Below are 26,786 nucleotides of genomic sequence, written 5' to 3' on the forward strand. Positions count from 1 at the left end.
GTCGGCGACGATATCTCCGACGCCGCGAGCGATATCAAGAACAAGTTCACCAACTAGGTAGCGTTCTGCGACGAGAACGAGCAGCAGTACCCACCTGTCCCCGCAGTCAAGAGACTTACGGGGACAGGTGCCCGCGCCGCACACTCGTACCGTGTTCTGCGACGTGAAAATTTCGTATCGGTAGTCACCGGTATGTACATCGGGAAACCGCATGAGAGAAAAGGGGTTCACCGTGATCGTTCTGGGTATCATTTTGGCGTTGGTCGGCTACTTCACCGCGATCAGCATTCTGACGACCATCGGAATCATTCTGGTGGTCGTAGGTGCAGTCTTGACGCTTCTCGGCACTACCGGCCGCGCAGTGGGTGGCCGCAAAGTCTGGTATTGATCCACCTCGTTGAAGATAATTCGGTGGGGCGGGCCGGTCGCAACAGACCATGCCCGCTCCACCGGATCAGTCCCGCGTCGGCGCAAATTCTTCATGACCATCGCAACAAAGTGTTGGTCCTCTACCGCGGTCAAGGACACATCTTCCAGACCTCGGGATTATGAGCGCTGGCGTGGGCACAAATTTCTGGCAGGTTCCGACACGAAATGGAGTAGGCATCATGTCCAAGAAAGTGGCCGCAAAGAAGAATCCGCCGATCCCAGGCGCCCCTGGACCCACAACACCGCCGCTGGAAGAACCTATCGAGCCCAGCCTCCCGCTGCCACCGAAGGCCGATCAATCTTCCCCGCAGCTTCGCACCGCAACAGCCACAGTTGTCGACGGACCTCAGTCCGCACGCGGACAGCAAGGTGAATATCTGACCACCGCGCAAGGTGCCCGCCTCCGCGACACCGATCACTCCCTCAAAGCCGGACCACGTGGGCCGACACTGCTCCAGGACCATCATTTGAGGGAAAAGATCACCCACTTCGATCACGAACGGATCCCCGAGCGTGTCGTCCACGCCCGTGGTGCCGGAGCGCACGGAGTGTTTCGCGCGTTCGGTGCCGCTGAGAAGGTCACCAAGGCAGGCTTCCTCCGTAGAGGCGTGGAAACTCCGGTATTCGTTCGCTTCTCCACGGTCCTTGGCTCACGCGGCTCAGCGGATGCAGTCCGAGACACTCGGGGGTTCGCGACCAAGTTCTACACTGCCGAAGGAACATTCGACCTCGTTGGTAACAACATCCCGGTCTTCTTCATCCAAGACGGCATCAAATTCCCTGACATCATTCATGCCGCGAAACCGCATCCGGACCGCGAGATTCCGCAAGCGCAGAGCGCACACGATACGTTCTGGGATTTCGTCTCCTTACACACTGAAGCGACCGCGCACACTCTCTGGAATATGTCCGATCGCGGCATTCCACGGTCATATCGGATGATGGAGGGATTCGGCGTTCACACCTTCCGACTGCTCAACGACGACGGTGAAACCTCACTGGTGAAATTCCACTGGAAGCCGCGACTGGGTGTGCACTCAGTTGTCTGGGAGGAAGCACAGCTGATCAACGGGTTCGATCCCGATTTTCATCGCCGCGATCTAGCCGACGCAATCGAAGCTGGCGCCTACCCGGAGTGGGAACTCGGCATCCAAGTCTTTCCCGACACTCCGGAGCAGATGTTCGAGGGCATCGACCTCCTCGATCCCACCAAATTCGTTCCCGAGGAACTGGCCCCGGTTCAGCCGATCGGGGTGATGACTCTCAATGCGAACCCGACCAACTTCTTCGCCGAAACCGAACAGATCGCGTTCCACCCCGGCCATCTGGTTCCTGGTATCGATGTCACCGACGATCCCCTACTGCAGGCCCGACTCTTTTCCTACTTGGACACCCAGATCAGTAGATTGGGTGGCCCCAACTTCGGTCAGCTCCCGATCAACCGTCCACATGCACCGATCAACGACATGTTCCGCGACGGAATGCACCAGAGCGCAGTTCATTCCGGTGTCGCCCCGTACAAACCGAACTCGTTGGACGGAGGCTGCCCGTTCGCGGCCGGGGCAGAGTCCGGGGCATTCATCGACGTACCGGTAGCGCTGGAGGCCGCGACGAAACTCCGGGTCGCTCCGGCCTCCTTCGACGACCATTTCTCACAGGCGCGACTCTTCTACAGCAGTCTCAGTGATATCGAGAAAACCCATGTGGCGCAGGCGTACACCTTCGAACTGGGAAAGTGTTACGAACAACCGATCAAAGAACGCGCCCTCCTCGTGATCGCCAACATCAATTCCGAACTGTGCGCGACTGTCGCAGCCGGTCTGGGCCTGCCGGCCCCGAAACCGTCCGTCCCCTTCGACGACGCTCCGGCACCAAGCCCGGCTCTGTCTCAGGTAGGCGCCGAATGGCCCGTTGCCGGCAGGGTGGTCGGCATCGTGGCCGATGAGAACTCGGACCTAGCCGGGGTCAGAGCAGTCGTATCGGCTCTCGCCGCCGATGGAATGGTGCCGCTGGTGCTCGGCCCGCACGGCGGCACAGTGAACTCAGGCTCGGTCACTGTTCCCGTCTCGCGCACCTTCGACACTGCCCGATCGATCGAGTTCGATGCACTTCTTCTCGCCGGAGCCCCGACGGATCCGCGGCTGGACATTCTTCTCGCGGAAATGTTCCGCCACGGCAAGGTCATCGGTGCATGGAACGACGGGACAGTCCTTCTCGAATCAGCTGAGCTCATTGCGTCGGACGGCATCGTCACCGGCGAAGACAGCGCATCGGTACGCGAGCAGGTAGTCACGCTGCTCGCGTCGCATCGAGTCTGGAGTCGACTCTGAGGATTTCTCAGAGAGCGGGCAGTGGAAAGTCGACACTCGCGACTGAAAACTGCCCGCTCACTCGGTGGCTCGCCCCGGCGTAGCCGAAATCGGCAGTCCGCTGCACCATCGACTCTGTAGATCCGTCGATTCCTCGGCACGACGAAATATGTTCCGCCTAGGACGGACCTGTAGATCGAACAAGGAGAATCGTCGATGCAGTTGAAATCTCCCCACACTGTGCGGGCTGTCGTCACTGTGATACCCGCCCATAACGAGCAGCAACTGCTGCCGGCCTGTCTACGGAGTATTCGGCGCGCCGCCGACTCCGTGCCGGTTCCGGTGACGACGATCGTCGTGCTCGACTCGTGTTCGGATGGTTCCGCACATGCGGTCGGAGACTTCGCGGACGTACTCGTCGTGGAGTACCGCAACGTAGGCGCCGCCAGAGCCGCAGGGTTCACCGCAAGCGGGAGCATCGGCCGCGAGGATGTCTGGTTTACGACTACGGACGCAGACTCGACAGTTCCCGAGTCGTGGTACGTCGACCAACTCGACTACTGGCCACATCACGATGTGGTCGTGGGCAAGGTCCGGGTCGACTGGTCCACACATTCCGAACGGACCCGTCGGCGATATGACAACGCGTATCGCCGACGTGGGAAAAATAATCATGGCCACATCCACGGGGCCAACCTGGGAATGCGGGCCGACCTCTACCACCGGGTCGGCGGATTCCGCCCGCTGGCCGTCTCGGAAGACGTCGACCTGGTGGAACGGATGAGCGATGCGGGGGCACGGATCGCGTGGGATGAACGGAACGTGGTGACCACGTCCGACCGGAGAACGCCTCGAGCACGCGGAGGTTTCGGTGATCATCTCCGCGGTCTCGAGCACGGCTCCCCGGAAAGTCCAGTCGCGGTCGCGGAGCACCTGTGAAATCGGTACCACCGTGCTCGCGCCTCGATGTGACCGCCTACTGGCCACCGACATCGTCGAGTCGGCTCTCGCGTCAGCTCGGTCACGGATGGAGCGAACTCCCCACCCAGACGTGGCCTTCGTTCACTGGGCGCTCGGTGATCCGTGGCCGGACACCACATTCGACCTGATCGTTCTCAGCGAAGTGTGCTACTACCTCGACCCGTCTGCGCTTCCGCGTGTCGTGGACGAAGCCACAGCGCATCTCACGACGGACGGCGTGCTGGTGGCGGCGCACTGGCGGCATCCTGTGTCCGATTACCCGATGACAGGCGACGAAGTGCACGAGACCCTTTCCCAGCAGCAAGCCCTCACACGCACAGCCCGATACGAGGACCTCGATCTGCTTCTGGAAACCTTCGTTCCCGTCGGTACGACACCCGAATCAGTAGCCACGTGCGAGGGGCTCCTCGACTGACCGTTGCAATGCCCGATTTCTAACACCCGAGCCAGCGACCTCGATGTGCCATGACCCCCATCAAGTGACTAGCAAGTTATAGAATCCTTCTGCTCTGATCAAGGGCCGGAAAGGCTTCATCTCATGGCTGGACGTAAACGACACACACCCGAACAGATCATCCGAAAACCAGCTACGACGCGAGGGGGCGTTGGGGTTCGCCGGGAAGTCGTATCTCACCACTTCGGGTCTCGGGAAGGGGCTGGCGAGGTAGCGGAAATGTCAATGACCCTCTTGGCTTGTGAGATCCAAGCCTTCAAGTCGTTTGACGCGTCGTCGTTCGAGGAGCACGGCAGATACCCCGCATACCAGCGACACGGCGCAGATGATCCCGGCGATCAGTGCCCAACCCTTGAATCCGTAACCGGAAGCCACCAAAGCTAATGCGAGTGTGGCGAGCGCAAGTCCGATGAGTATGTAACCGGGATAATTGCGTCCGTCCGCGATCCCTTCGCCTACATGGGATCGATTGGTATGTGCGTTGTCGATCGGCAAGCTTTCGTTCGCCTCAGCCACTGTATTCTCCGTTCTCAGAACTGTTGTCGAGCGGTCCCGAATATCACCCCGAAGCATCAATGATGCCGTACTAGATCGATCAACTCTTCCTTGTGCAGATTTAAATAGTTATGTAGGCCGAGTTCTTTCGCGCGATTCATTAAATCCTTCACAATCCAGTCCTCATACGGTGGCGACTGTCCACCCGACTTTCCTAAGCTAGAACGTCCGCGATTCGCGGCAGCATTCGATATACGAGCAGCTTTCTCTTTGGAGTCGCCCTGCTCTCGTAACTTCTCGTACAGGTTTGGGTCCTGGAGTTGGGGCTGTGGACTCTTCTGTGGCATAACGAATCACTCCTTGACGGTTTTGCATCACAATCCGGCGCAAGGTGGAGTGTGCCGAACTCTATCCGTCGTGCGGATCGGTCGGCGGGCCTTGTTTGGTGGCGCCACCCTCGTCGGACCAGGTTTGGTCGCCAGATGGGTCGGACTGCACGTCTCTGCCCGCGTAGACGGCCCCTGACTCGGGTGTCACGATCTCGGCGTCATCGGGTGTGTCGTCTCGCAGAACTGCTTGCTTGTCGATCATCGTGCCTCCTGGGGTCGGTCCTCTCGACAGGTTTGTCGAGAGGGTGACTTTTGGGCCGCACCGAAAGGCTAATCTGCATCCGTGGAAACAGATAATATCACGCGTGGATGCAAAGCTTGCTGTAGCTCCTTGATCTCGCGGGCGCGTAGCATCCTTCGTCTCATATGCACCGCACGTGCGAAAAGGCGGAGCGGATACCCCATCACTGCTCGAACAGCCATTGACCGCAGAACGCTCAACTTTTGAGGAGACACCGATGTTAGTGCGACTGCCAGGCGTTTACCCACCGCAGGAAGATACCTGGCTGCTGGCCGGCGCATTGGCGCGCGAGACCCTAGGACCTCACTCGCACGTGCTCGACATCTGCACCGGGACGGGCGCATTGAGCCTACGTGCCGCCGCTGCGGGCGCCGGCCATGTCACTGCGGTGGACATCTCTCGTCGAGCGTTGGCCACCACCTGGATCAACGCACGCCTGCGGCGCCATCCTGTTCGCGTGATGCGCGGGAATCTGACCGAACCCGTGCGAGGGCAGCTTTTCGACGTGATCGTGTCGAACCCACCGTACGTACCCACGCTCGATGACGTCCTGCCTACTCGCGGAGTGGAACGGGCATGGGATGCGGGTGTGGATGGTCGAATGCTCTTGGATCGAATCTGTGTGCAGGCGCCTGCAATGCTCATGCAGTCGGGAGTTCTGTTGATCGCGCAATCTGCGCTCAGCGGAGTCGAGAAGACCCAGACGATACTGGAAGAACAGGGATTGTCCGTCGAGATCGCTGACCGGGCCGAAATACCATTCGGGCGTGTGCTTTCTTCGCGCGCAACACTTTTCGAGACACGTGGGCTGATCGACACCGGGCAACGCACCGAAGAGATCGTGGTGATCCGCGCGGTCAGATGACTTTCTCTCTGGAGTTATTCTCGTGTGGGCGAACTGCGTAGTGACGTCTCGCTTCGATCCCAACTTCCGGTGATGTGCTCTGCCAACAGATCGTCGAACGAGAGACAGGCGGCGGCGCCGAACAAAATGTCGGCGCCCATTGCGGGGTCTTGCTCCGCTAACGTGCCGGCGAGATCGCGGACTGCGATCTGCTCGTGGACGGAGTCAGCTTCGACGTGCTCGTCGTAGAACAGTGTTGCTCGCGAGCCGAAACCGAGGCGACGCAACCCGGCACTGTAGTTCTTGCTAGGCAGTGACGATGTGGTCTCCACGGCGCACAAATGGCCGACCAGGGCACCGAGAAGACGGCGATGAAGCCCGAAAAACGAAAGCACATTGAGGCTCGCGAGGGTAACTGCAGGAACGACATCGAGGTAATGCGCGTACCGGTCGGACAGTCCGAGTTCGCGCATGGTGTGGGCGAAGAGGGTGGAGTGCATACGTTCGAGTCGTCCTCCGCCGTACTCGTCGGATTGGACTTCTACGAGCGCAGCTTTCGGCGCTCCGGCCAAACGGGGGATTCCGAACGTGTGCACGTCGGATTCCCGCAGCTGGTTGAGGGAACGGTGGATGAGTACTTCGCTGAACTGCTCGGCAGTGGCGTCCGTCGCCATGAATTTCGACATGCTCGGTCCAGTTGACGGGGCGGTCATTGCCCACAATTTCGAAACGACGTCGTCGGACCCTTGGTGGTGGGCAGCGGCTATCTCGCGAACCGCTGCCTCGAAGGGGGCCTCCAACGCAGCGCGTCCGGCGAGCAGATCAACATTCCATTCCCAGGCGTCCGATACTCTGTCGAGTCCCTGTAGATGCAGTTCGTACAGCATCGTCAGCGACAGTTGGGCGTCGTCGTCGAACACAATCGACCTGTCATCGCGTTCGCTTGCTAAACCCCGGGCTGCAGTGGTGAAGGCCGTCGGGTTACCGTCAGAGCCGGACAAGACCGATATCAACAGCGCGCTGACTGGTCCGCGCGGCGCCGGAATCGGCATGCGGGTGCCCGTTGCAGTTGCCTTTGTCGGCAATCGATCAATCTGTATGGAGGACATGTAAACTCCGATTCCAATGGTGAGGGTGACGACCGCGCTGTCACGAGTACGGTATGCCCCCACGGACCGCTTCTCGTTCGCGGTCCGGCAGCTCTGCTCGACGCTGACGGACATCCGATCCGCCATCAACGCGCAACGGTACGGCTGTGCCGATGCGGTGGCACGGGAATTCCGCCCTCCTGCGACGGTACCCACAAGAAGCGGAAAGCTCGACGACCCAAAGAGAAATGAACGCTTTAAGTGATTGGCCTGCCGCCGGTCACGCCCACTATTTCTCCCGTGGTGTAGCTTGATTCGCCCGACGCGAGGAACACGTACGCGGGCGCGAGTTCAGCCGGCTGCCCGGCTCTGCCGAGCGGCACATTCTCTCCGAAGGTCGCGAATTTCTCCTTCGGCATCGTTGCCGGAATCAAGGGGGTCCAGATCGGACCGGGGGCAACGGAATTCACTCTGATTCCCTTCTTCGCCACTTCCGAAGCCAGCCCTTTCGTGAAGTCGATGATGCCGGCTTTGGTGGTTGCGTAGTCGAGCAATTCAGGAGACGGGTCGGCGCCCTGAATAGATGACGTGTTCACGATCGTCGATCCGGGCTCCATCACTGCCACGGCACTCTTGCAGAGCCAGAAAAGCGCGTAGAGATTCGTCTTCATCACACGATCGAACTGCTCGGTGGTGATATCGGCGATACCGCCCATCTGCACCATCTGAAACGCTGCATTGTTCACGAGAATGTCCAGACCGCCGAGTTCTTGCACCGCTGCCTGTATCAGAGCCGAACAATGTTCCTCGGAACGTATATCACCTGGCATTGTGATCGCCTTACGGCCGGCCTCCTCGATCCAGCAGACCGTTTCACGTGCGTCGGATTCTTCCGCGTCGAGGTAGCTCAAAACCACGTCGGCGCCTTCGCGAGCGAAGGCGATCGCTACTGCGCGTCCGATGCCCGAATCCGCGCCAGTGATGATCGCACGCCTTCCTTGGAGTCGTCCGCTACCCCGATAGGTATGTTCCCCGTGGTCTGGGATGGAGGTCATTTCGTTCGTCAGGCCAGGGTGTGGGATCTCCGACTGTTGGTCCCGCGAGGGCGCGGGATACCGCGTGGTGGGATCCTGCATGGCGTATTGGTCGGGCATCTTCGTCCTCCACCTTGTGATCTCAACTCGTTCAGTGCCGGCAATGTCAGTGTTGCGTCCTCCCTTCAGTCGGGTTGAAAGCTTCTGCCGCGGCGCGGTGGTGCAGAACCGTCACTGTCTCGATCTGCTTCGAAACGAGAGCATTGAGTTCGCGATGCTGTTCTGCGGTCTCGCCAGCCGGTATGTCGCGAAGCACTTCCCACATTGCGCTCTTGCCGCACAGCGCGGTTCGCATGACTTCGAGAGCGGCCAGTCGCACGAGACGGCGTTGCCACAACGCCTCGATGTGGACGAGTTTTCTCAGTCGATTCAGTCCCGCGTCGAACTGCGGGTAGCGCGGTAGTGAAATCTCCTGGGTGTCTTCGATCAAGTGCAGCAACTCCCCGATTTCGTATTCCAACTCACTCGGCAGGGAGTCCAGGCGGCCCTCGGCCCACGATCCGTTGGAATCTGCGAGAGATCGGGCGAGTTGCAGACCCAGCATCGCGCCGCAGAGGTGCACTACCAGGTACACCGTGGCGGCGTGTTCCTCGGACGTTCGAGATCGATAGCCGATCATGTCACCCTCCCAAGTGCGACGCGATGGATCGTGAAGTGCACGTTTTCCGGGTCATTGGGTCTCGCGGTCATTCGCTTGCAGTGCAACATCATCCAGGATCCGGAGGCAACGACAGGTGTGTCCATGAGCAACGCCATGAGGTGGTTTACTCATTTCTCGACATTACTCATTTCTCGACATTTGAACAGATTCCGACGCAAGAGCATTGCCGTTGGGACCACTAATCCTTTCTGCGCGTAGACGGCTGTTGTCCTCACTCAGGCACCTGTTGTCGCGTCGTAGTACGGCGGCGCTTTCTTCGAGTTCGAGGACACGGCGGAGGCCGACGAGGTTGATGCCGTCGGCGATGAGGTCCGCGATCCGGCCGAGGCGGGTGAGGTCGGGATCGCTGTAGCGGCGTGTGCCGCCGCGGGTGCGTGTGGGGGTGATCAGCCCGTACTGCTCGTAGAGACGCAGCGCGCCGGCGGTGAATCCGGACAGTTCCGATGTCACCGAAATCGCTTACAGGCCAGGTAGTTCGACAATGATCGGGGTGCACGTCATGACTGGTCGTCCCGTCAGATTTGTCGCAAAAATGCTCTTGATCCGATCTAGAGTCGGTGAAATAAAAAATCTACAGCACCTACCGTAGAAATCGGGTAGATGTGGTGTTGGTTCCAGTGACAGTTCCTGGAGGTGACAGAAAATGTTGATGCGCACCGATCCTTTCCGTGATCTCGACCGCCTGACCCGCCAATTGTTGGGTACGACGTCGCAACCGGCGGTAATGCCGATGGACGCCTGGCGGGAAGAAGAACGGTTCGTCGTCGAGTTCGACCTGCCCGGGATGAATCCCGATTCCCTCGATCTTGGCCTCGACCGCAACGTGCTGACGGTGCATGCCGAGCGGCCGGTCCGCGAAGGTGACAAGGAGATGGACGAGGAGATGATCGCAGCCGAGCACCCGCGAGGGGTGTTCAGCCGTCAGCTGTTCTTGGGCGAGAACCTCGATACCGATCACATCAAGGCCCGCTACGACGCCGGGGTCCTGAAGTTGACGATCCTGCTCGCGGAGCAGGCCAAACCCCGCAAGATCGCGATCAATAGCGCACATAGTGACGGGGAGGTGGGGCGTGGGCACGAGAGCAGGCAAATCGACGCGTGAAGCAGTCCGGAGGGCACTGTCACGTTAAGCAATCAAGCGCTGATTGTGGTCGATCCGTGTTCGGAAACCTCCTGCTCGTGTGTGACTCATGAGGCTGGTGAGATTTCAGGAAGGCGCCGAATCGATTAATGTGACAGTGCCGTCAAGATGAAGGTCAAAAAGTTCGACGGCTACTGGAACCCCGCAGCTCAAACCCTCGGCGGCGTCGAAATGATCTACATGTCAGACTCCACGGCCGCCCTCAACGCAATCAAGAGTGGCAGCGCCGACGCCGGTCAGGTTCGCGAAGCCGAACTCGATCCGGCCAAGAACGCAGGACTCAACGTCATTGAGGGATTCGATCTCGGCTTCGGCAACATCGGCCTCAACCCGAACCTGCAGCCGGCTCTCAAGGACGAAAAGGTCCGCATGGCCATCAATCTGGCCATCAACCGCCAAGAACTTGTCGACGGCATATTGTTCGGTTACGGTCGCGTCACCAATCAGCCGTTTCCCAAGGGCTACTTCGCACACAACGACGCGGTGGAGAACTACCCATTCGATCCGAACAAGGCCAAATCGCTTCTCGCCGAAGCCGGTTACGCCAACGGATTCGACCTGACACTGACGGTAGTGTCCGGTCCTACACAGCGCATCAACGAGGCCATTGCCGACCAACTGTCCAAGATCGGCATTCGCACCAAGGTCACCAGCGTCGAAGCAGCCGCACTGAGCCAGCAGATCTCCATCGATCAAACAATTGCGGCAGCGACCCTTCGCTGGACCGGACGTCCCGATCCCACCTCCACGATCGATCTGCTGTACATGCCCGGTGGTTCGCAGAACCCTGCCAATCTCACCTCCGTGCGAGCAATCGAACTCAACAACCAGCAGCGCGCCGAAACAGATCCGGCTAAACGCGCCCTGATCCTCCAGGAACTGATGAGCGAATTCGTCGAGCACCCGGCGGCCAGCCAGATTGTGCTGTTCGAATCACTGAGCGCTATCGCTTCGAATAAGAAGGTTGTCGGACTGGAGATCTGGAAAACAGGCAAAGTCGAGTTCGGCGGCGTTTCGATGACCAAATAACTGACGCACTGATCGACAGGTCGGGTTGCTCCTACCAACGGTAGAAGCAACCCGACCTGCTCAGCTCATGCTCGGCACACCGTTGACGTTGACAGACACAGGAATCCGAGAGAAGCCATGAGCAATACGATTGACAGCCAGAAGGTGCAGCTCGTCGAGGAAATGCTCCAGATCTGGGAGAATCTCGAATTTGACAAGGCCACGGCTCTTTTCGCCGAGGACGGCGTGCTCCACAGTGTGATGCAAGATCCGCATGTAGGGCGATCCGCCATCGCCAAGCGAATGGATACGCACACCATCAACATCACCGAGATGAAGTTCTGCGACCGGACCATAGGAGTCATCGACGGCCGGGTGTTCGTACAACGCGTCGACAATTTCATTTTCCAGGGAAACCGGATCACGATTCCCGTTGTCGGAGTGTTCAGCATCGAGCACGGCCTGATCACCGAATGGCTGGAGTACTACGACCGTGAAACGATCATGTCCGCAAAGAATCCGGGATGACCCGAGGTGAATCATCCCGAATCTGATGCACACACCATTCATGGCACTGTCACGTTGATTGAAAGACCTAGCGGCGCAATTGGCTTGGAGCATGCTGCGATGTAAGAGAACATTCGGAAACTGGGTCATGTCCGTACAAGGCGCCGGGTCATGAGGCCGATCATGGAGATGTGAATGACGGCCTCATGGTGCTCAGGTCGGCTCTCGTAAGCGCGGACGCAACGGCGATACTTGTTGATCCAAGCAAACGTGCGCTCGACTACCCAAACCCGGGGCCGAACGTGAGATCCACTCGCGCCGGGGATCCGTCTGATGATCTCAACCTGCAGGGCTAGTACGCTTTTCGCCCAGCCGAGCAGCCGCCCGGGTAGCCGTCGTCGCCCCAAATGAGCTGGATAGTGGAGGGAGCTGCCCCGCAGTTCGGGCAGTATCCGGTGCGCGGCGTCGCGATCCTGGATCGAGGCGGCGGTCGCCACTACCGTGAGCGGCTGCCCGTTGACGTCCACCGCAATGTGCCGTTTGACCCCATTCGTTCGCTTCCCTCCACCCCATCCGCGACGGGATCCGGCGGGAACTCCAGTCAACGATTTCGCCAGGGCCAGTTTGAGGAGCACATATGAGAGCAGTCCAATTAGAAGAACTGACCGGACCGGAAGGTTTACGACTGGTGGAGGTGGCCGAACCGGTTGACTCGACGGGGGTTGTGATCGACCTGCATGCTGCCGGAGTGTGCTTTCCTGACCTACTTCAGACCACTGGCAGTCATCAGATGGCGCGTGTTTTACCTTGCGTTCTGGGGTTGGAGGGCGCTGGAATAGTTCGGAGTGCGCCAGCAGGATCCGGTCTATCCCCCGGCAAGCGAGTTGCTGTTTTGACCACCGAAGGAGGATCCTGGCAGCGAACCGTGGTCGCGGATGCGTCGTCGGTCTTCTCCCTCCCTGATTCCGTCTCTCTCGCAGCCGGTTCCGGATTCCTCGTGAACTACCTGACCGCGCATTTTGCTCTCGACGAGCGAGCGCGGTATCGAGTCGGCGAGACAGTGTTGGTTCACGGTGCTGCGGGTGGGTTAGGTATTGCAGCGCTGCACGTCGCTACCGCGCTGGGTCTCGAAACCATTGCGGTGGTGAGTGCTCCGGAGAAAGCGGAGATTGCGACCGAGTCAGGAGCAACGCACGTTGTGCTGACCGACGGGTGGAAGGAACGAGTGCAGCAGATCACGAAGGGTCGCGGGGTCGACGTCATTCTCGACCCCGTCGGTGGTGACCGATTCACGGACAGCTTGCGGAGTCTCGCGCCGAATGGGCGCCTGATCGTGTTGGGTTTCGCGGGCGGTGAGATACCCACAGTCAAGGTCAATCGGCTTCTGTTGAAGAATATCTCGGTGATGGGTGCAGGTTGGGGTGGGTATTTGAAGACGGATCCAGGGTATCTTGCGCGTCAATGGAATGCGCTCTACCCGTTACTCGAGTCGGGGGTATTGCAGGTGCCTGAACCGACTCTCTATCCCTTGGCTCGCGCAGTCGATGCGCTGACGACGCTGAAAGAACGTTCGGCGATCGGAAAAGTGGCGCTGTCTTTCGAATGACCGCCACGTCCGAACTCTGGACGGCACTGTCACGTTAATTGAAAGAATCAGCGGTGCCGTTCTTTTGGAGTATGCGGCGATGTAATCCCGTTGGGGTTGTCAATGTTTCAGGAGGCAACACCGCTCGCGGTGACTTCCCGCCAGACCGCGAATCGGTCGGCCATCTCGGTGCGCCCCTCGGGCGCGGTCAGCCCCGTTGTTCAAATACTTCGACCGGCGATGCTCGACCGAGGCCAGCATCTCGCGGCGCAGCACCTGGTAACTGGCGAGCTTATCGGTGACGATCACCCGCGGCACATAGTGCAAGCCCTTGAGTAGCCGGCGGAAGAATCGCTTGGCGGCGTTACCGTTTCGGCGGGCGGACCAGGACGTCAAGCACTGTGCCGTGCTGGTCGACCGCATGCCACAAGTAGTGCTGGGTGCCGTCGATCCGGATGAACACCTCGTCGAGATGCCACTTGTCACCGGGTTGTGGGCGTCGGCGGCGCAGCTGGTTGGCGTAGGCCTGCCCGAACTTGGTGCACCACCGCCGGATCGTCTCGTAGCTGACCGCGACACCGCGTTCGAGCATGAGTTCCTCGACGCCGCGGAAGCTGAGCGAGAACCGAAAGTACAACCACACACAGTGGTTGATTATTTCGACCGGGTAGCGGTGGCCCTTGCATGACGGCACTGCGGTGCTCACCCCACCGACTCTCCCAGTTCGCCGACTTCAACAACGTGACAGTGCCCTTCCTCGAACACAGGCAATATCGATTCATGAACGCACCCATCGACAACCCCTCGCGCCGGCGCACCCGCCGCCATTCCCCACACCCCGGCCCCGCGTTAACCGTCCACAGCTACAGCGAATTCACCCGTCACCTCGATGCCGGCGCCACCACACTGATCATCGACTCCGGCCCCGACCAATGGCTCGACCTCGGACACATCCCCGACAACGTCGACATCACCATCACCGGACAAACCTGCGCCGCCGTCACCGGCGGATCCATCACCGCCGCCGGCCGATGCTTCCTCCAAGCCACCCACCACGCCCACGTAATCGCCTACGACTTCGCGCACGTCGAAGCCTTCGACACCACCACCACCATCGACGCACACGACTCAAGTCAGATCGCCGGAACCGATAATGCCGACATCCGCGCCGACGAGCACGCCATCGTCTTCGCACACTGCCAATGCCACGTCCACGCCGACGGACACACCCGCATCGCGGCCACCGACACCACCACCGTCGCCATTGGCGGCGACGCCCATGTCCGCGCCAGCGCCGGCGTACACATCACCGGAGAGCACCCGCCGACGAATCTGACTCTCGACACCCGCCCGATCAATCGACTCGCCGACCACCTCAACCGATAAAATCCGCCCGGCTCTAACCGCCTCGGATGGGCGGCAAGCCGATTTACCGTCGTGTACCCGTACGGCCGTGCTATCTACCGACTCCCCACCAGCGACACTCGACGCCACCGACTCCCATGCCGGCCCCGATCACCTCACATTCGACCTTCGCGACCGATGAGGATGTCCACCATCTCCGATCTGTGGTCAATCGGTGGATGAACTCCGGAGAAACCGAGATACCGATTTCATCGGGCAGAGCTAGGGCCACAGCGAAACCGCAGTTCACCTCTTCAGGGTTCGCAGGGCGTATATCGTTCCTGGACAACGAGATCGGATCCGTGCAGTCGGTTCTTCCGCAACGTGGTCGCAGAACAGTCGCACCTGCACCAGCCGCTGCCCAATCGCGGCATTCGCCAATCATGAGGCCTGGGTCGATGCGCACAATATCCGGGCGATGGAGGATGAATGTTCGGTCAACTCCCCCACATCCGTACCGAGGTTAAGAACCTGCACCTCTAAAACCAACGCCAGCCTCGTACGCTCCTGCCTGTGACTGGCAAGTTTTGCTGTCAGAATCAGCTCCATCGAGGCTGCCACCCTCATTGAGGTCGATGTCGTCACGATACGACTCGCGGGTGAAGTAGATGGCCAGTGCACTAATCAGGCAGATCGTGGCCACCATCGCAGAAACCCAGACAGGATCGCCGCCCCCGAAAGCGAGAAGGGTCGCCGCACTCAGCGGCGCCAACCCAGCGCCCAGTGTTGTCCCTAGCTGGTAACCCAATGACGCGCCGGTATACCGCGAGTTGGTACCGAACATCTCCGAGATAAACGCGGCCAGAGGGCCGTACATCGCAGCTTGAACCAACGGGTTTCCGAGCAGGAATGCCGCGAGCACCAACTTCTCGTTTCCGGACGCGAGCATCTGAAAGATCGGATACGCAAGGACTGCTGCGCCCAGCGCCCCGCTGATCATGACCGGCCGGCGGCCGACTCGATCCGACAATGCGGCGAATAGTGGGATCGTGAATATGTGCAAGAAAGAGCCCAACCCGTGAACTAGCAGCACCACGGTGCGGTCTGCCCCGCCGCCGACCGCAAGGGTGATCGCGAAGGTGGCCAGGAGACCTTGGATGACAAATGCACCCGCGCCGCCGAAGGCTGCGAGGAGAACGTTCTTGGGGTACCGGCGCAGGACCTCGACCAGCGGCGCGGAGGGCTTCTCGATCGTGATGCCATTCGCAACCCGCTCGGCCTCGGCCGCTCGTGCGGCGGCGAAGACCGGCGACTCGTGCACCCGCAATCGAATCATCAGGCCCAGTCCCACCAGCCCGGCGCTGAGCAGAAATGGGATGCGCCATCCCCAGGACATGAAACTGGCCTCAGGCATGGTGGAGCACGCGGTCATCACCAAAGTCGCCAGCAGTGCGCCCGAAGGTCCGCCCATATTGGTGACACTGGCCGAAAATCCTCTTCGGTTCTTGGTGGAGTGTTCCAGGCTCATGAGTGCCGCGCCGCCCCATTCGCCACCGACAGCGATGCCCTGCACTATCCGGAGACACACGAGCAGGATCGGAGCAGCAACGCCGATCTGGCCGTAGGTCGGCAACAGGCCGATCAGAGTGGAGGCGAAGCCCATGATGCTCATGGTGATCACCAACATCGATTTGCGGCCTACTCGGTCGCCGAAGTGTCCGAAGATGATGCCGCCGAGCGGACGGGCGATATAGCCGGTTGCCAACGTTCCGAATGAGGCGATCGTGCCCAAGACTGGGTCGAGATTGGCGAAGAAGACCTGGCCGAAGACCAGGGATGCGGCGATTCCGTAGAGCAGGAAATCGTAGAATTCGACGACGCTGCCCAGATAACTGGAGAACAGGACACGGCGTATCTGGGTCGGATCGCGGTCGGGGGGCGCGGCAGTTGAGTTCGCAGTCATGATGATGCCTTTTCTAAAGGTGATGTCGGGTGTCACAGACCTGCGGCAAGTGATTCTGGTGTGCCGGCGGAATCGAAGCAAACGTCCGCGGGCGGTGTGGGGATCCGATGGAACGGGATGATGTCGAGGTCGGCGGGAACGAAAAGTTCGCCGTCGAATGTTTCGGACGCCTTCCACCACTCGGTGGGGTCGGCAGTGCCCGGGACCAGGTGATGTAGCGCAAGGCGCGAAGCATGGGAACGGGTGGCGATTTCTCCTGCTTGTCGTGCCGAGGTATGAGATTTGCGGTGATGTTCCATGCCGGCGTCGGCCGCTGCCGGACTTTCGTGTTGATATCCGCGGCGAATCGAGTCGAAGTCGATCGCCTCGTGCATCAGCAGGTCGGTGTGTGATGCCAGACGGACGAGATTGTCGCAGGGTGCAGTGTCGCCCGAGATGGTCACCGACCCCTCCGCCGTATCGAAGCGATACGCGAAAGCCGGTGCGATCGGAGGATGTTCGACCAGCACCGCGGTCACAGTGACGTTGTCATCCCGGTAGACCTCGAAGGGCTCCATGTCGGGCGACGGATTCGCATTCGGGTGATAGCCGGTCACGGTCGGAATCTCGATGTCGGCGACGTTGAACATGTCGTACGGTGACGGACGGAGCGTGTCGAAGATCCGATCGTTGAGGTCGGTGGCGTAGGCATTGACCAGGTGTCGGAACATGCTTTCGACACCAGGAGTCGTGTCCACCCCTCCCACTGCTTTCGGAACGCTCCCGGAGGCATGCGCGGAAACGGGCGGCAGCATGCCGCGGTCGCCGGGGCCGATGATGCGGACAGGCCCAGCGCCTTGCGATCCCAGGGCGAGCGTGCCGAATACTGTCAGTGAGGCCAAGTCCACCGTGTGGTCCGAGTGCAGATGCGTGATGAAAATTCCGGCGAGACTGCCTAATGGCAATCCGGCAAGCATCAGTTGGCGACCGACACCATGTCCGCAGTCGACGAGGTATGTCGATCCGTTGACGACGACGGCGGTGGCTATGCCTTGCCGCTCACCAGCGCCTTGACCGGTCCACCAGCGGGGTCCGCCGGCAGTACCGAGGGCGACGACATGTGGTCCGCGGTGGTTATGGTTCATGCCCGTACATCCTTCGAAATCAGTGTCTTCGCCGAGAGTCGGCGTGCACCGCATTACTGTGCTCCATGCCATATCCTTTGTAAAACACTTATAACAGTGCATGAACCAAAGGAAAACTTGTGAATCAAATAACGCTGCGTCAACTCCGGTATCTGGTCGCGGTTGCTGACGCAGGATCGTTGGCCGCTGCAGGTGACGAGTTGTTCGTTTCACAGACAGCAGTCTCCCTCTCTTTGACGCAACTGGAGTCCGAACTCGGTGCGCCACTGGCAATTCGGAGAAAGTCGAAGGGGTCTGTACTCACTGCCGCGGGCGTGGCCGTCGCAGCGCGGGCGCGGCGAATCCTGGCAGATACGGACGAGTTGGCCGGGGTAGTCGGAGAACTACAGGGCGAACTGACCGGCAGCCTGCGAATGGGCTGTTACGGCGCCTACTCGCCGCGGATCATGCCGGCCGTGATCGAGCATTTCGCTCAGGAACACCCCCGCGTAACTGTCACGGTGACGGAAGGCTCGTCGACGGAACTACAGGCATCACTTCTGGAAGGCAAGCTTGATGCCTGCCTCATCCTCCAAGGACACCTGCAGGCCGATATTGCGTCTTCGCTCATCGTGCGCGTGATACCGAAAGTGCTTCTCTCGGCCAATCATCCACTGGCTGCCGAGGCACGCGTCTCCTTCGAGGATCTCGACGGGCTTCCCGCTGTACTGTCGAGCGTCAAGCCGTCGGGAACGCTGGTGGAGTCGATGATTCGTTCTATGGGATTTCAGCCTGATGTTCGGTGGCGTTCGTCTAACACAGAAACGATCCGTTCCATGGTCGGTCGGGGACTTGCATATTCGGTACTGCTCTCGATGTGGCCAGGACCCACAACGCAGGAAGGGTTCCCGTTGGTTTTGAAGGATATAACTGAAACCGTGCCGGAGAATGCTTTTGTCATGGCCTATCCGGAAGGGACACAACCCAGCCGGAAACTCGAGGAACTTCTCACATTCTGCCGGTCAGCGTTCGATCCATTCTGACCAGATTGCAAGATCAAGCGTTTCAACTGCGCAACAAGGGATTTCACACATATCTCCATCTATTTTTCCGGCCCGTTCCCACTACATCTAAATCTGACTCCGCCCCACCTTCTGTCGCGTTTTCCCAGACCGCCAGTCGCTGAGAACTATTCGTTGCAAGCAGGCGATCGACACCACTACCTCCGGCGGCAAACTAATCTTTTCCATCTTCGGCGCGCTCTCGCCGAATTCGAACGAAACCTAATCCGGGAACGGACTCAGGTAGGTCTCGCCGCGGCCCGAGCCCGAGGCCGCACCGGTGACCGGCCCCGAAGATGAAGGCAACGAAACTCGCACAGGCACAACGGATGCGGAAAAACGGAATGCACCTGACTGACATCGCCGAAATCATCGGCGTCGGGCGCACGACGCAGTGCGGCCACCTCAAGTAGACGAGACCCTATTGTTGGTGGACATTGGGCCGATCGCAGCGTGTGCAGGCACAATCGGCGCCGTGTGGAAGCAAGTGGGTTGTTCGCGATCGAGCACCAGCTCATCGCCGACGCCCAAGGGCGAGGCTGGGAGGGGTGAGGCCGAACGCCACCGGCGGATAACCACGCGCATATCGGAATTGTCGAGGGAACTGGCTTAGCCTGGATGCACCGATCCAATAACAGCCGAACACAAGTCATAGACACGAAATGCCCTGCTGTAGTGAAAGAATGAGACTTTTCTTCGACGACCCCAATCTCGTGTCGACAGCAGGAAACTGAGGTCGGCTGATCAACCACGCCCGCAGCTCACCCGATGGCACGCAACAGAATTCATAACGACTGAATCAGTACATCGGTGCATTCAGGCTTAGCCAGTCAGACCTCGCCTGGAATGAACGGTGTCTCCTGGTAGACGCAATAGTTGAGCCAGTTGGAGTACAGCAGGTGTCCGTGGCCGCGCCATCGGTTGAGCGGAATGGCGGTGGGATCATCGCCGGGGAAGTAGTGCGCCGGAGCTGGGATCGGCAGTCCTTGCTCGCTGTCGCGGCGGTATTCACGTGCCAAGGTGTCCGCATCATATTCCGGGTGACCGGTCACGAAGACCTGGCGGCCGTCCGCGGTGGCTGCCAAATAGACCCCGGCCTCTTCGCTCACCGCCAACACCTCGACCTCACCGGTGGCCTCGATGTCGGCGGCGTGAACACCGGTGTGCCGTGAGTGTGGCGCTAGGAACTCGTCGTCGAACCCGGTGACGATCGGCGACCGCGCGCCAGTGATCCGATGGGAGAATACACCGGAGATTTTCTGTGGGACTTCGTGTTTGCGGACACCGTAGTGATGGTAGAGGGCCGCCTGCGCACCCCAGCAGACGTGCAGAGTCGACTGCACGGCGCTGCGGGCCCAGTCAAGGATCTTGGTCATCTCCGGCCAGTAATCGACGTCCTCGAAGTCGAGTTTCTCGACCGGCGCCCCGGTAATGATGAGGCCGTCGAAGTGCAGGTGGGCCACGTCATCGAAAGTTGAGTAGAACGATTCGAGATGCTGTGCAGAGGTGGTACGCGAGACATGGCTGGCCATGTGCAGCAGAGTGATCTCGATCTGCAGCGGATTATTGCTGAGCAACCGCAGCAGCTGCGTCTCGGTGCTGACCTTCATCGGCATCAGATTCAAGATGGCGATCCGCATCGGGCGAATATCCTGATGTCCAGCACGCTCGTCGGACATGACAAAGATTCGCTCCGCCTCCAGGATGGCCCTGGCGGGAAGATCGCGCGGCACAGTGACAGGCATCGCCCAGTAGCTTAGTCCGCGTCCGGTTGCCGGCAGGACCCGGAGCTTCAATAGCTCTAGCGGAGCGTCGCGAGAACAGCGTCGCAAGACGATCTGTCCACATAATCGAACGAAACCTGATCCATGAAAGGACTCAGGTCGGTCTCGCCGCGGCCCGGGGCCGTACCGGTGGCCTGCCTCCGAAGATGCCGTCGACGAAACTCGTCCAGGCGCAACGGATGCGGGAGAACGGGATGCATCTGACCGACATCGCCGAGATCATCGGTGTCGGCCGCGCCACCTCTACCGGCACCTGAAATAGGTCACCACCGCGACCATTCTCGATCACAGCGAGGACGATATCCAAGTATGGCGCATACAAGGCGCATACAGGGAAGGCTGTCTCAGAAACGTCAGACACACTCAAGTAGGCGCCGGAGAAGGTAAGACAGGCTTCTGAGACACATTGCGATTCCGCAACGGTTGCAGTTGGTCTCTCCTCTACCTCGCGCGTAGCGAGGCGAGGACGTCGGTCGTCCTGTGAAGGTTGACGCCGATCTTTCCGAGGTCGGTCAGCCGTTCGGAGGTCGTCTGCGATACGACGTCGGTGACCAGCACCGTGCGGAAGTCTCGTTCGCTTGCGTCGAACAAGGTCGCTCGTGGACAGTTCGGCTCGGCAGGTTGCATCCGGCCACCACGAGGGTGTCGCATTCCTGCGTGCGGAGCAGCGACTCCAGTTCGGTGCGCTGAAATGCGCTCCACCGCGGTTTGAATAGCAGGATCTCACTCGGGCCGACATCCTGTGCTTTTCCGGCGAGAAGCAAGTCTGCGCTTACGCCGAAGGTCCCACACCCGGGCGGGTGGCAGATTGCACCAGACCGTCGCGAGTGAGGTGTCGAATCGCCCTCGGTAGTCGGACAGCAGCTTCTCGACCGCCAGGTGTCTGCGCGCTTCGTTGCGCGAGGCGGTGACCGACCGCAGCCGACGAGTACCGACGTAGGCGAAGTAGACGATGCTGCCGCCGTCGGTGAGAAGCGCGTCGTAGCTGTCGAGGATCACCCCGACCTCATCGGGCGCGAAGTTGGTGAACGGCAGCCCCGACACGATCACGTCGTATCGAACGGCGCTCTGGAAGGCTTCGATCCTGGTCGTGTGCACCGTCGTCTGTGGTCGAGTCGTCATTGTGGACGCCTCGGTCACGGTCTGAAGTGCGCGCGCGAAGGCGGCATTGGACTCCACGACGTCGAGCCGGTCGCCGGGAGCGAGCCGATCGATCAGTGCGGCGGTCACCGCACCGGTCCCCGCCCCGACTTCGAGTACGGTCCGCGGCAAACGGTATCGATCGAGGGGCGCGACCATCGCGCGGGCGAGGGACGGACTGCTCGGCGCGACGGCTCCGACGTCGCCGAAATTGTCGCGCGCCTGGTCGACGAACAGTCTTGTTCCCGAGCATTGCGTGCCGTTCACGACGTGCACGGCAATGCGTAGGTGACGCCGGTCAGCTCTTCGGAGACGGTCCACAGGCGCTGCTGGACCGCTTGGTCGTGCGAGTCGGGGCTGGAGTTGACCAGCTTCGGATATCCGCGAATCTCCCCGAAGCTGCTGGGACCGTAGTACTGCCCGCCGATGACAGTCGGGTCGGTGGCTGCGCGCAGGATGGGCAGGGCGCCCATCTCTGCCTTCTGGGTGAGCGGCGCGATCCAGGTGAGGGGCAGGCGGAGCGCTGTGGGCGCGTTGCGGACGAGTTCGGTGTTGCACACGCCGGGGTGGGCGGCGACCGCAACGGTGGTGCCGTGTCGTTCGAGCCGGCGCTGTAGTTCGTAGGTGAACATCAGATTGGCGAGTTTGGACTGGCCGTAGGCGCCCTTGGCGCTGTATGAGCTCTCCCACTGAAGGTCGTCGAAGTGGATGGCGGCCTGCTGCTAACGGTGGGCGGACCCACTGCTGCCCGAGCTGGGTAAAGGTGACGGGCTCTGGGGAACGCCGCGCAGGTCACACCGCGGAGCTGCGTCATTCGCCTGGTGTGCTGCGCCGAAGATCCGCGGGTTGATGAAATCCTGCTGGTTGATCCCCAACGTCCCCGTCGCCGGGTTGGCCGGGTCGAAGAGCATGTTCGTCAAACTGGCGGGCGGCGATGCCCGATCTTCGTCGAGGCTGGCCTTGGCGAACCAGTAGGGCGCCGGGATGTCACTTCCCTCAGCGGTGAAGTAGTCGCGGACGTTGAGCGCAGCGTTCGCCGGCTGGTTCTTCCACACGTGCACCTGGATGTCCGTGGAGACCCGCGGAATGACCTTTTTACACGACATCGACTGGGCGGACCGAAGCGGGGTGCCGCGCAGCAGCCAGGGAAAAACGAGCGGGACCAGCTTCTCGGCGGCGGATCGCTGGGCGGCAAGGGTGAGGTTCGCGATCGTCGGACCGGTGTCGTTGGGCAGTGTCCACTTGGTGGTGGGCAGCCTGGCCGCGGTGGCGGTGAGCTTTCCGTAGTCGCTCAGGACGAGCAGCGTGAGGCCGGTGATGCTGCGGGAGGTCGCGAGCATCTGCGCGCGGGCCGTTCGCCCCAGCTCGGAGGCGCGGACCTGCACGTCGTTGACGAGCTGGGGCGGCCCGGATGGCTGACTGAGGTAGGCACCGAGCCCGAACGCTGCGGAGAGGCCGGCGGCCACCGCGCTCACCGGCGGGCCGGCGAAGCCGCCGAGTGCGACGATCTTGCCGATGAGTCCCAGAACGAACGAGGTGGTTCCGGAGTCGTTGGGCGCGCCGATGGAGTCGATGACCGCTTTGGTGATCTTGTCCAGGTCAATGGCGCCCTGCTGTGCCGCTTCACCGAAGGGTTGCTGCAAGGCGGCGAAGTAGGTGCGAACCCGGTTGACCATGGAGATCTCGCTCCCGAGCTGGGTTCGGACCGCGGTGTAGTCGGCCTCGGTGAAGTTGCGGCCGTCGCCGGGGTAGTCCAGCCGGCGCGAGTCCAGGTCGGTCGCCACCGTATGCCAGTCGGCCTTGAAGGAACGGTAGTACTCGGTGCGCACTGAGCAGACCGGCGTGGCCTGCGCACAGATCCCCAGGGTGCGGCCGATGTAGAGGTCCGCGGCGGCGGTTCCGGCTGCGGTGGTGTCGGAGTGGCCGGTGGTGAAGGCAGGGAACGATTGCGGCGCCTGATAGGAGATGTCGATCAGCTCGGTGTTGGTTCCACCGGCCGGGCCCCCGGAAGTGGGAGTGAAGACCATGTCGCGGTTGCGGGCCAGGCCGCCGGCGATCGGTCCGGGCCTGCCGAGGATCGAGCTGGCTTCGATCGCGGCGGGACCGGCGGTGAGGCTGCCCACCAGGCTGTAGTCGGAGTCGGCGGCGAGGTTGTTGAAGGCCAGCCGGTTCCCGCCGAGCCGCTCGATCCAGACCGCGGCGTCGCTCCACCCCTTGGAGCGGGCGACGGGGTGGCCGATGCTCTGGACCACGACAGTGGATCCGCTGGCCTGCGCGGCGTCCTGAATTTCGGTCGCGAGCCTCGTCTGCGCGGCGGCGTCGTCGGAGGTCCCGTTCGTGGCGACGGTGACGTTCTTGGTGTTCGCCAGTCCCTGGTCGAACGCGAGTACCTGGAACCCGGACTGACCCGCGCCGAGCACCTGGGAACTGGCGGTCGCATAGCGTTTGTGGTCGAACAGGACCTCGCTCGCGCCCGGCGTGCTAGCGGTGTTGGTGGTGTCGAACGTCGGGTTTTCCGGGTTGACCACCCCGTACTGGTCGGTGGCGGTGTTGACCTGCAGGTAGCCGTACACGTTGCCCTGAGGTCCGATGCCGTCACCCTTATCGACGGTGATGAACGCACCGCCCGCGGCTCCTCCGGGGATACCGACGACGGAGAAAGCGTGGCCGGACCGCAGCAGAGAGCGCTCGTCGTCGGTGAGGGGCCGCCCGCCGAGGTAGCTGACCGCGGCGGCCAGCGCGTCGAGGTTGCGCTGGTCGACAACTCCGCGGAAGCCGCTGATGACCATCAGGTAGCCGTTGGTGCGGGGGTAGCGGCGCGCGATATCGGACAGGTAGGACGTCGCCCCGAGGTTGACGGTCCCGGACTCCTTGACTTCACGCGTGCCGCGGTCGATCACCGCGATGGAGTAGTGGTTGCGGTCGGTGGTGTCGCGCACGTCCTCCCCGTTGATTTTGATCACACCACCGGGTGCCCTGGAGAGAGCCTCGAACGTCACTCCGATCGGCAGATCGGCGGGCCGGCCCGCGACCGGCGCAAAGCTGTTGAACGGGGCCGACAGCCCACCCGAGGCCCCGGCCGCGCCGGTGCCGACCAACGGACTGTCGTCATCGGTCGCGGGCGGTATGTCAGAGGCGGTCTCTGCTGTCATCGGCTCGGACGGCAGTTCTTGCGCCGAGACCGCGACAGCGGGAACAACGGCCACCACGACGGCGAGGACAAGCACCCCGGCGCCGCTGCGCATACAGCGCGAGAGTCGCCTGGAGCCTTCAATAGCTGATCTCATGAACTTCTCTCCCGCACACTCGGAACACAACTATTGCCGGCGGCGACGTGACGCCGGTCCTCCCGCACACCGTAGGGATCGAGTGCATATTTTTTGCATAGCCGACGACGTCCCGGAGTGAGACACCGGCGCGAGAACAGTTATGCGAGCCCGCGACACCCGCTGTTGGCACTACCAAGTTGTTGAGATCGCCTGATCTGGGATAACGCGGTGGTGTCGTCGACGTACAAAGGGTTCCGGTTTCCGCGGGAGATCATCGCGCACTGCGTGTGGCTGTATCACCGGTTCACCCTCTCGTTCCGCGAGATCGAGTTACTCATGGCTGAGCGTGGAATAGCGGTGTCGTACGAGACGATCCGCGCTTGGAGTACTCAGTTCGGGCCCGAGTACGCCCGCCAGCTACGGCAGAGAGCACCCCGAACTGGCGATAAGTGGCATCTCGACGAAGTGTTCATCAAGGTCGACGGAGTGCGGAAGTACTTGTGGCGAGCGGTGGACCAGCACGGGAATGTTCTCGACATTCTGATCCAAGGAAAGCGGGACGGGAGGCTGCGACCCGGTTCTTTCGGACACTTCTGAAGAAACAAGGCCGTCGGCCACGGGTACTGATCACCGACAAACTTCGCAGCTACCAGGTCGCACACCGGAACTTGAATAATCGGTGCGAGAACTCCCATCAACCGACCCGACAACGCGAACGTGCGATGAAAGGATTCCGCTCCGTCGGTGCAGCGCAACGGTTTCTGGCCTCGTTCAGTCGTATCTCCCCGTACTTCCGCCCACCGCGGCACCGTATGACTGCGAGCGACACCGAACCGAAATCCGCACCCGATTTCAGGTGTGGGATCAGGTCGCCGAACAGGCCGTCGCTGTCTGACCGATCGTTCCGTGTGATGCCTTGCTACGCCCGAAAACTGCTGTACTCCAAACAACTTGGCAATGCCTGCGAAACCCTTTCGTGCGAATCGCAACGGTAAACGGCGCCCACACATCGCGTCTTCGACTGCCCCGAGCACTAACAAACCGGTCGGCCTCTTTTGTGCCACTTACTACCATTGGCCACTTTGACCCCACCCACAGCCGCTACCATTCGCACAAAACCGACCGCGGATTCGACGACACCGTCGAATCCGCGGCAACACATACCTTCGGTGTTTGTCCCGTTCCTACGCAAGGCCGAAGTCGCACCGAGACCACCTACCCCAGAAAAAAGGGACTCCTCACCCATGACTTCTCCGCACCCCGTCCACCCACTCCGCAGACCCAGACGATTCCGCAGTGCCCTCGTCGCCCTCACAGCCGCCGCTATCGCGGTGACCGCAGCGTTGCCCTCCGCAGCAGCCCCGGTCGGCGTGCCCGTCACACCCGCCGGGCACGTCACCACCTGGGGAAGCACCCAATACGGGCAGGCTGATGACCTCCCCACCGACAGCGGCTACACCGCCATCGCCACCGGCTACTACCATTCCGTGGCACTGACCGCCGACGGCCACATCACCACCTGGGGAAGCACCCAATTCGGGGAGGCCGACGGCCTCCCCACCGGTAGTAGCTACACAGCCATCGCCGCCGGCTCATACCATTCCGTGGCACTGACCGCCGACGGCCACATCACCACCTGGGGAAACACCAACGGCGGGCTGACCACCAACGCCCCCACCGACGGTGGCTACACTGCCATCGCCACCGGCTTCTACCATTCCCTCGCGCTGACCGCCGACGGGCACATCACCACCTGGGGAAACACCAGCAGCGGGCAGGCCACCGGCGCCCCCACCGACGGTGGCTACACCGCGATCGCCGCCGGCGCCGATCATTCCGTGGCGCTGACCGCCGACGGGCACATCACCACCTGGGGAAACACCAGCAGCGGGCAGG

At 61.1% G+C, this 26,786-nt stretch carries 30 protein-coding genes and 3 pseudogenes; 16 read left to right on the forward strand and 17 right to left on the reverse strand.

Going from position 1 to position 26,786, the window contains the following annotated elements:
• Positions 1-213: hypothetical protein (locus QM600_RS18885; protein WP_283263057.1), on the reverse strand; the 213-nt coding region annotated here is incomplete at its 3' end.
• 19 nt (positions 214-232) lie between these two features.
• On the opposite strand from QM600_RS18885, the gene QM600_RS18890 reads away from it, so the two are divergent.
• The 4 genes from QM600_RS18890 to QM600_RS18905 all read left to right on the forward strand — a co-directional run bounded on the left by QM600_RS18890 (position 233) and on the right by QM600_RS18905 (position 4,134).
• Positions 233-388, forward strand: coding sequence for a DUF6131 family protein (locus tag QM600_RS18890; protein ID WP_169633592.1), 156 nt, complete (start codon positions 233-235; stop codon positions 386-388).
• A gap of 220 nt (positions 389-608) precedes the next feature.
• Positions 609-2,759 (forward strand): catalase, encoded by a 2,151-nt coding sequence (locus tag QM600_RS18895; RefSeq protein ID WP_283263058.1) that lies wholly within the window; start codon positions 609-611, stop codon positions 2,757-2,759.
• A gap of 195 nt (positions 2,760-2,954) precedes the next feature.
• Positions 2,955-3,677 carry a glycosyltransferase family 2 protein gene (locus tag QM600_RS18900; protein WP_283263059.1) on the forward strand — a complete coding sequence of 241 codons (723 nt, stop codon included), beginning with the start codon at positions 2,955-2,957 and terminating at the stop codon, positions 3,675-3,677.
• A 13-nt stretch (positions 3,678-3,690) separates the two neighbouring features.
• Positions 3,691-4,134, forward strand: coding sequence for a methyltransferase domain-containing protein (locus QM600_RS18905; RefSeq protein ID WP_283263060.1), 444 nt, complete (start codon positions 3,691-3,693; stop codon positions 4,132-4,134).
• A gap of 261 nt (positions 4,135-4,395) precedes the next feature.
• Here QM600_RS18905 and QM600_RS18910 read toward each other — a convergent pair whose 3' ends face one another.
• The 3 genes from QM600_RS18910 to QM600_RS18920 all read right to left on the reverse strand — a co-directional run bounded on the left by QM600_RS18910 (position 4,396) and on the right by QM600_RS18920 (position 5,259).
• Positions 4,396-4,689, reverse strand: coding sequence for a hypothetical protein (locus tag QM600_RS18910; protein ID WP_283263061.1), 294 nt, complete (start codon positions 4,687-4,689; stop codon positions 4,396-4,398).
• A 56-nt stretch (positions 4,690-4,745) separates the two neighbouring features.
• On the reverse strand, positions 4,746-5,015 hold the full coding sequence (locus tag QM600_RS18915) for a DUF7218 family protein (protein WP_283263063.1): 270 nt from the start codon (positions 5,013-5,015) through the stop codon (positions 4,746-4,748).
• A 61-nt stretch (positions 5,016-5,076) separates the two neighbouring features.
• Positions 5,077-5,259: a hypothetical protein gene (locus tag QM600_RS18920; RefSeq protein WP_283263065.1), complete on the reverse strand. Its 183-nt coding sequence runs from the start codon at positions 5,257-5,259 to the stop codon at positions 5,077-5,079.
• A gap of 256 nt (positions 5,260-5,515) precedes the next feature.
• Between QM600_RS18920 and QM600_RS18925 the strand changes: the two genes are divergently transcribed.
• On the forward strand, positions 5,516-6,163 hold the full coding sequence (locus tag QM600_RS18925; protein ID WP_283263067.1) for a HemK2/MTQ2 family protein methyltransferase: 648 nt from the start codon (positions 5,516-5,518) through the stop codon (positions 6,161-6,163).
• A gap of 14 nt (positions 6,164-6,177) precedes the next feature.
• On the opposite strand, the gene QM600_RS18930 is transcribed toward QM600_RS18925, so the two are convergent.
• Positions 6,178-7,251 carry an iron-containing redox enzyme family protein gene (locus QM600_RS18930; protein WP_283263068.1) on the reverse strand — a complete coding sequence of 358 codons (1,074 nt, stop codon included), beginning with the start codon at positions 7,249-7,251 and terminating at the stop codon, positions 6,178-6,180.
• A gap of 117 nt (positions 7,252-7,368) precedes the next feature.
• On the opposite strand from QM600_RS18930, the gene QM600_RS29940 reads away from it, so the two are divergent.
• The gene (locus tag QM600_RS29940; RefSeq protein ID WP_502943026.1) at positions 7,369-7,482 is read left to right on the forward strand and encodes a CDGSH iron-sulfur domain-containing protein; all 114 of its coding nucleotides are present in this window, start codon (positions 7,369-7,371) and stop codon (positions 7,480-7,482) included.
• A gap of 5 nt (positions 7,483-7,487) precedes the next feature.
• Here the strand turns inward: QM600_RS29940 and QM600_RS18940 are convergent, their stop codons facing one another.
• From QM600_RS18940 to QM600_RS18950, 3 genes are all read right to left on the reverse strand, one after another.
• A complete protein-coding gene (locus QM600_RS18940; protein ID WP_283263070.1) occupies positions 7,488-8,384 on the reverse strand; it encodes a glucose 1-dehydrogenase in 897 nt (298 codons plus the stop codon).
• Positions 8,385-8,430: 46 nt separating this feature from the next.
• Entirely contained in the window at positions 8,431-8,943 is a 513-nt protein-coding gene (locus QM600_RS18945) for a hypothetical protein (protein ID WP_283263071.1), read from the reverse strand.
• A gap of 162 nt (positions 8,944-9,105) precedes the next feature.
• Positions 9,106-9,441, reverse strand: a complete 336-nt coding sequence (locus tag QM600_RS18950) for a MerR family transcriptional regulator (protein WP_502943027.1) — start codon at positions 9,439-9,441, stop codon at positions 9,106-9,108.
• Between the two features lie 187 nt (positions 9,442-9,628).
• Between QM600_RS18950 and QM600_RS18955 the strand changes: the two genes are divergently transcribed.
• The 3 genes from QM600_RS18955 (at position 9,629) to QM600_RS18965 (ending at position 11,662) form a co-directional block, all read left to right on the forward strand.
• The gene (locus QM600_RS18955; RefSeq protein ID WP_283263073.1) at positions 9,629-10,087 is read left to right on the forward strand and encodes an Hsp20/alpha crystallin family protein; all 459 of its coding nucleotides are present in this window, start codon (positions 9,629-9,631) and stop codon (positions 10,085-10,087) included.
• Positions 10,088-10,234: 147 nt separating this feature from the next.
• Complete coding sequence (locus QM600_RS18960) at positions 10,235-11,155, forward strand: ABC transporter substrate-binding protein (protein WP_283263074.1); 921 nt, start codon at positions 10,235-10,237, stop codon at positions 11,153-11,155.
• A 117-nt stretch (positions 11,156-11,272) separates the two neighbouring features.
• A complete protein-coding gene (locus QM600_RS18965) occupies positions 11,273-11,662 on the forward strand; it encodes a nuclear transport factor 2 family protein (protein WP_283263075.1) in 390 nt (129 codons plus the stop codon).
• 125 nt (positions 11,663-11,787) lie between these two features.
• Here the strand turns inward: QM600_RS18965 and QM600_RS18970 are convergent, their stop codons facing one another.
• Entirely contained in the window at positions 11,788-12,276 is a 489-nt protein-coding gene (locus tag QM600_RS18970) for a transposase (RefSeq protein ID WP_283263076.1), read from the reverse strand.
• Positions 12,277-12,278: 2 nt separating this feature from the next.
• On the opposite strand from QM600_RS18970, the gene QM600_RS18975 reads away from it, so the two are divergent.
• Positions 12,279-13,247, forward strand: a complete 969-nt coding sequence (locus tag QM600_RS18975) for an NADPH:quinone oxidoreductase family protein (protein ID WP_283263077.1) — start codon at positions 12,279-12,281, stop codon at positions 13,245-13,247.
• A gap of 156 nt (positions 13,248-13,403) precedes the next feature.
• Here the strand turns inward: QM600_RS18975 and QM600_RS29945 are convergent.
• Positions 13,404-13,932: pseudogene (locus QM600_RS29945) on the reverse strand (IS6 family transposase); the annotation flags it as partial.
• A 74-nt stretch (positions 13,933-14,006) separates the two neighbouring features.
• Between QM600_RS29945 and QM600_RS18990 the strand changes: the two are divergent.
• Positions 14,007-14,612, forward strand: a complete 606-nt coding sequence (locus QM600_RS18990; protein ID WP_283263080.1) for a hypothetical protein — start codon at positions 14,007-14,009, stop codon at positions 14,610-14,612.
• 481 nt (positions 14,613-15,093) lie between these two features.
• Here the strand turns inward: QM600_RS18990 and QM600_RS18995 are convergent, their stop codons facing one another.
• Positions 15,094-16,533: an MFS transporter gene (locus QM600_RS18995; RefSeq protein WP_283263081.1), complete on the reverse strand. Its 1,440-nt coding sequence runs from the start codon at positions 16,531-16,533 to the stop codon at positions 15,094-15,096.
• Positions 16,534-16,565: 32 nt separating this feature from the next.
• On the reverse strand, positions 16,566-17,657 hold the full coding sequence (locus QM600_RS19000) for an MBL fold metallo-hydrolase (protein ID WP_283263082.1): 1,092 nt from the start codon (positions 17,655-17,657) through the stop codon (positions 16,566-16,568).
• A gap of 119 nt (positions 17,658-17,776) precedes the next feature.
• Between QM600_RS19000 and QM600_RS19005 the strand changes: the two genes are divergently transcribed.
• The 3 genes from QM600_RS19005 (at position 17,777) to QM600_RS29955 (ending at position 19,110) form a co-directional block, all read left to right on the forward strand.
• Positions 17,777-18,679: a LysR family transcriptional regulator gene (locus tag QM600_RS19005; RefSeq protein WP_283263083.1), complete on the forward strand. Its 903-nt coding sequence runs from the start codon at positions 17,777-17,779 to the stop codon at positions 18,677-18,679.
• Positions 18,680-18,832: 153 nt separating this feature from the next.
• Positions 18,833-18,997, forward strand: coding sequence for a recombinase family protein (locus QM600_RS29950; protein WP_502943023.1), 165 nt, complete (start codon positions 18,833-18,835; stop codon positions 18,995-18,997).
• 29 nt (positions 18,998-19,026) lie between these two features.
• Positions 19,027-19,110: a hypothetical protein gene (locus tag QM600_RS29955; RefSeq protein ID WP_502943028.1), complete on the forward strand. Its 84-nt coding sequence runs from the start codon at positions 19,027-19,029 to the stop codon at positions 19,108-19,110.
• A 417-nt stretch (positions 19,111-19,527) separates the two neighbouring features.
• Here QM600_RS29955 and metA read toward each other — a convergent pair whose 3' ends face one another.
• The 5 genes and pseudogenes from metA to QM600_RS19035 form a co-directional block, all read right to left on the reverse strand.
• The gene (gene metA / locus QM600_RS19015) at positions 19,528-20,442 is read right to left on the reverse strand and encodes a homoserine O-acetyltransferase MetA (protein WP_283263085.1); all 915 of its coding nucleotides are present in this window, start codon (positions 20,440-20,442) and stop codon (positions 19,528-19,530) included.
• Positions 20,443-20,922: 480 nt separating this feature from the next.
• Positions 20,923-21,108 (reverse strand): hypothetical protein, encoded by a 186-nt coding sequence (locus QM600_RS29960; protein WP_502943024.1) that lies wholly within the window; start codon positions 21,106-21,108, stop codon positions 20,923-20,925.
• A gap of 96 nt (positions 21,109-21,204) precedes the next feature.
• Positions 21,205-21,888: a class I SAM-dependent methyltransferase gene (locus QM600_RS19025; protein WP_283263086.1), complete on the reverse strand. Its 684-nt coding sequence runs from the start codon at positions 21,886-21,888 to the stop codon at positions 21,205-21,207.
• Positions 21,885-22,340, reverse strand: a pseudogene (locus QM600_RS19030) (SDR family NAD(P)-dependent oxidoreductase); the annotation flags it as partial. The gene QM600_RS19025 and the pseudogene QM600_RS19030, both read right to left, overlap by 4 nt.
• Positions 22,341-22,343: 3 nt before the next feature.
• On the reverse strand, positions 22,344-24,866 hold the full coding sequence (locus QM600_RS19035) for a hypothetical protein (RefSeq protein WP_283263107.1): 2,523 nt from the start codon (positions 24,864-24,866) through the stop codon (positions 22,344-22,346).
• A 252-nt stretch (positions 24,867-25,118) separates the two neighbouring features.
• Here QM600_RS19035 and QM600_RS19040 point away from each other — a divergent pair.
• Together QM600_RS19040 and QM600_RS19045 are read left to right on the forward strand one after the other, a co-directional pair.
• Positions 25,119-25,744, forward strand: a pseudogene (locus QM600_RS19040) (IS6 family transposase); the annotation flags it as partial.
• 390 nt (positions 25,745-26,134) lie between these two features.
• Positions 26,135-26,786, forward strand: a 652-nt coding sequence (locus tag QM600_RS19045) for an RCC1 domain-containing protein (protein WP_502943025.1), incomplete at its 3' end; no start/stop codon positions are given.

Origin of the sequence: Rhodococcus sp. IEGM 1379 (assembly GCF_030056815.1) — a bacterium.
Classification (GTDB): domain Bacteria; phylum Actinomycetota; class Actinomycetes; order Mycobacteriales; family Mycobacteriaceae; genus Rhodococcus_F.

Excerpts from the sequence above, each read along its gene's own strand:
- QM600_RS18895 (WP_283263058.1), top strand. The coding sequence starts at position 609 with ATGTCCAAGAAAGTGGCCGCAAAGAAGAATCCGCCGATCCCAGGCGCC.
- QM600_RS18900 (WP_283263059.1), top strand. The coding sequence starts at position 2,955 with ATGCAGTTGAAATCTCCCCACACTGTGCGGGCTGTCGTCACTGTGATA.
- QM600_RS18915 (WP_283263063.1), bottom strand. The coding sequence starts at position 5,015 with ATGCCACAGAAGAGTCCACAGCCCCAACTCCAGGACCCAAACCTGTAC.
- QM600_RS18920 (WP_283263065.1), bottom strand. The coding sequence starts at position 5,259 with ATGATCGACAAGCAAGCAGTTCTGCGAGACGACACACCCGATGACGCC.
- QM600_RS18925 (WP_283263067.1), top strand. The coding sequence starts at position 5,516 with ATGTTAGTGCGACTGCCAGGCGTTTACCCACCGCAGGAAGATACCTGG.
- QM600_RS18930 (WP_283263068.1), bottom strand. The coding sequence starts at position 7,251 with ATGTCCTCCATACAGATTGATCGATTGCCGACAAAGGCAACTGCAACG.
- QM600_RS18940 (WP_283263070.1), bottom strand. The coding sequence starts at position 8,384 with ATGCCCGACCAATACGCCATGCAGGATCCCACCACGCGGTATCCCGCG.
- QM600_RS18945 (WP_283263071.1), bottom strand. The coding sequence starts at position 8,943 with ATGATCGGCTATCGATCTCGAACGTCCGAGGAACACGCCGCCACGGTG.
- QM600_RS18955 (WP_283263073.1), top strand. The coding sequence starts at position 9,629 with ATGTTGATGCGCACCGATCCTTTCCGTGATCTCGACCGCCTGACCCGC.
- QM600_RS18960 (WP_283263074.1), top strand. The coding sequence starts at position 10,235 with ATGAAGGTCAAAAAGTTCGACGGCTACTGGAACCCCGCAGCTCAAACC.
- QM600_RS18965 (WP_283263075.1), top strand. The coding sequence starts at position 11,273 with ATGAGCAATACGATTGACAGCCAGAAGGTGCAGCTCGTCGAGGAAATG.
- QM600_RS18975 (WP_283263077.1), top strand. The coding sequence starts at position 12,279 with ATGAGAGCAGTCCAATTAGAAGAACTGACCGGACCGGAAGGTTTACGA.
- QM600_RS18990 (WP_283263080.1), top strand. The coding sequence starts at position 14,007 with ATGAACGCACCCATCGACAACCCCTCGCGCCGGCGCACCCGCCGCCAT.
- QM600_RS18995 (WP_283263081.1), bottom strand. The coding sequence starts at position 16,533 with ATGACTGCGAACTCAACTGCCGCGCCCCCCGACCGCGATCCGACCCAG.
- QM600_RS19000 (WP_283263082.1), bottom strand. The coding sequence starts at position 17,657 with ATGAACCATAACCACCGCGGACCACATGTCGTCGCCCTCGGTACTGCC.
- QM600_RS29955 (WP_502943028.1), top strand. The coding sequence starts at position 19,027 with ATGCGGAAAAACGGAATGCACCTGACTGACATCGCCGAAATCATCGGC.
- metA (WP_283263085.1), bottom strand. The coding sequence starts at position 20,442 with ATGCCTGTCACTGTGCCGCGCGATCTTCCCGCCAGGGCCATCCTGGAG.
- QM600_RS29960 (WP_502943024.1), bottom strand. The coding sequence starts at position 21,108 with ATGCAACCTGCCGAGCCGAACTGTCCACGAGCGACCTTGTTCGACGCA.
- QM600_RS19035 (WP_283263107.1), bottom strand. The coding sequence starts at position 24,866 with ATGCGCAGCGGCGCCGGGGTGCTTGTCCTCGCCGTCGTGGTGGCCGTT.